Source organism: Candidatus Angelobacter sp. (assembly GCA_035607015.1).
Classification (GTDB): Bacteria; Verrucomicrobiota; Verrucomicrobiia; order Limisphaerales; family AV2; genus AV2.
This window is the reverse complement of sequence record DATNDF010000015.1, coordinates 1-3,264: the sequence shown is the minus strand read 5'-3', so window position 1 is coordinate 3,264 and position 3,264 is coordinate 1. Positions and strand designations below refer to the sequence as shown.

1 protein-coding gene is annotated in these 3,264 nt (G+C 58.6%); it reads right to left on the bottom strand.

The window, feature by feature from the left end:
* Window positions 1-354: 354 nt before the first annotated feature.
* Window positions 355-3,264: chromosome segregation protein SMC (gene smc, locus VN887_00530; GenBank protein ID HXT38484.1), on the bottom strand; the 2,910-nt coding region annotated here is incomplete at its 5' end.

Below are 3,264 nucleotides of genomic sequence, written 5' to 3'. Positions count from 1 at the left end.
TGAAACCTTCGACCGGCCGTTTTGGATGTTCGTGGAGCGGCCGACCGACGACAGCTGTGATTCTCAGCCAGCATCGAACTGCGTTGACTTCCCCAAAGGGCACTCCTGTTTGTGCCATGCCGAACGGACCCGGGTTCATTCCCAGAAAGACCACGCGCTTTCGTTTGCCACCAAACTTCCTGAGATACACTTCATGCGGGGACCATGCGTAATCAAGTGGATTATAGACGAATTTGACGGGGGCCCCGAATCGCAGCCGCCCAACAACGGCTCCAAATTCCTTTGCCGTCTCAACGAGGCAGTTCGCTAGCGTCGTCACTTCAAGCGGTCGGGCGTTGTTCTTATATCGACCGCCTATTTCGCCATCACGACTTCCAACGTTTCCTCGCGGGCGTGTGGCTGATCTTCCTCTTCATCCACCGGTGCGGGCGGTGGCGCGACAAGCGGCACCCGCTCGCGAGGCGCGATCGCGTCCTCAGTTTTGTGGAATCTGACACTCACAATCTTGCTAACGCCCTGTTCCTCCATCGTCACACCATAAAGCACATCGCCCATGCCAATGGTACGCTTGTTGTGCGTGATGATGATAAACTGGGAATGAGCCAGAAACCTCTGCAGAATCCGGATGAAACGATTGATGTTCGACTCGTCCAATGGTGCATCCAGCTCGTCGAGCACGCAAAATGGACTTGGCCTGACCTGATAAATCGCGAACAGCAACGACACGGCCGTCATGGTCTGCTCTCCACCCGACAGCAAGGATATGGTTTGCAATTGCTTTCCAGGCGGGCGGGCCACGATGTCGATCCCGCATTCCAGCACGTCGCCCGCGTCAACAAGCACAAGGTCGGCCTTCCCACCGCCGAACACCTCGACGAACATGGCGCGGAAATTTTCCCGGATTTTATTAAAAGTGTCCGTAAACATTTCCTTCGTCTGCGTGTTGATGCGGTTGATGACTTCCATGAGTTGATGCCTGGCCTGCACGAGATCATCGTTCTGTTTTGTCAGGAATTGAAGGCGCTGCTCAGTCTCCTCATATTCATCAATCGCCACCAGATTCACTGGCCCCATTTCGTCCATCCGCTTTTGCAATACGGTCACCTGCTCCGCCACCGCGTTCCAGTCGGTTGAAGCACCGCTGACGGCCATTTCCTCGGGCGTCAACGTCTTCACCCTGGCCGGGCCTTCGTCCGCAATTGTAATCGTGATGCACTCGCTGCGAACGTCCTCAAGACGGATTTGATATTTCTGGTGAATCCGCTCGTGCAGGTTCTGGACAGACATGGTCTTCTGGGCCAGCTCCACGTCAAACGCGGCCCGCCGGTTCTGCAAATCATTCAGGTGCTGGCGCTGCTCGCGCAAACGCTCTTCGTGACCTGCAATGTCGCTTCCCAGCGCGTCCCTCCGCGCGGTCTGTTCCGTCGTTTGCGCGTTCACCCGCTCGCGTTCGTCCTGGAGCCGGATGGTCGCCCGGCGCGATTCCTCGATTTCCGCCTCGGCCTGCGCTTGACGCGAAACAAAATCGGCGATTTCGCAGCGGCGCTGTTCGACCAGCTGGGATAGTTCCAGAATGCGTTGTTCCAGCGGTTGCTTCTGTTTGCGGAACGAGTCCGCCAGCTGTTCCTCGGTCGCCAGAGCGACCCTGGTTTCCGTCAAGGCAGCGTTGGCCGCGTCCCGTTGCTGGCGTAGTGATTCCAATCCTTCGTTCAAATCGTTCAACCTTTGCTGCAGTTCGCGTTCGCGAATCTCCAGCGCGCCGGCCCGCGCCGCCAATGCTACGCGCTTTTGCCGTCCGTCCTCGTCCTGTTCTGCCAGGCTTTGAATTTCGTAAACGACGGTGTCGACTTTCTGATGCAGGACGCGGCTGGAAGTCTGCAACGCGTTGAACTCGCCCTCGCGCGTCGCCACGGCGACCTCCTGCGCCCGCAGTTCAGACCGGGCCTGTTCCAGTCCCGCTTGCAACGCGGTTTGTTCACTCAGGAGCGCACCTTTGCTCCGGCTCGTATCGTTCAGCTGGCCCTGCAACCGGGTGAGATAGGTCTGCAACTCCGCAATTTGATTCTTCCGCCCGAGGATGGATGACGGCGCCTTGCCGGAACCGTTCCCGTTCAGATATCCGCCCGTGTAAACTCCGTGCCGGCTCAGCAACTCGCCCGTCAAGGTCACCACATCGGCCGTGCCTCCTGTTTCGCGCCACGCCGCGGTGGCGGCCGTGAGATCAGCGACGATAAAGGTCCGGCCGAGCAAACTCTTCAACAACGGCTGGACCGCAATGTCCGCCTCGACAATCGCCAGCGCGGGAACAGCGCTTTGCACGGGCTGGCGCGAATCACCGCCAGCCTGTTGAAGGGCCGCAAGCTGGTTCGCAGCCAGCAGCGAAGTGTCAAAGGACCGTTTGAGCGTGAGGGCGGCGATGCTCGCCCGGCCCTTCTTGTTCACGGCCAGATCTGTAAGAATTCTCTGAGCTGCCTCCGGCTGTTCGATCAACACGAGTTGCAGATGGTGGCCGAGTGCGGTCTCAATAGCCGCCACGTAGCGGTCCGGGACTCGTATTTTATCCGCCAGCGAGCCTAATACCTGGTCGGTCTGGCTTAATGCCGCGAGTGTTCCGGCACTGAACCCCTCGTGTTCCGCCTGTAACTGTTCGAGGATGTTCAACCGCGACCGCTTTTCCGCATGCTCTTGCAGCATCTCATCCAACAGCCTTCCCATCTGTTCAATCTGGCTCTGGATATCCTGCAACCGATTTTGGCGTTCTTCCACGGATCCTCGCCGGGTTTCGACATTCACTTTTTCCGCTTCGGTGTCCGCGGCAAATTCGCCCAACCGCTGTTCCAATCCCGCCCGCTCCTCTTCAAGCTGGATTTTCTCGGAGGAAAGCTTTTCCAACCGGACAACGTTTCCTTGCTTTTGCAAATCGAGGGCGTTGATGTCGTTGCGGACTCGGGTAAGGTCCTGAGCGGCGGCGAAGGCCTCCGCCTGCGCCGCCCGCAACATGTCCTGTTGCCGGGCCAGATCTTGTTCGACCGACCGCAACGCGCTCTGTTTTGCCTCTAATGCCTGACGATGCTGGTCCAGTGCGCGAGACGAGCCCATCAGCCGTTCAGTCACTGCCGTGAGTTCCTGCCCCGCCGCCCGGCGCCGCTCCTCCGCTTGCGAAATCTCGTTCAGAGCATTCCCCTGCTGTTTCTGAACTTCAGCCATTCGTTCGCCGTTGAATTGGATCCGGCTTTGGTGCTGGTCCACCTGGCTCTTCAACTC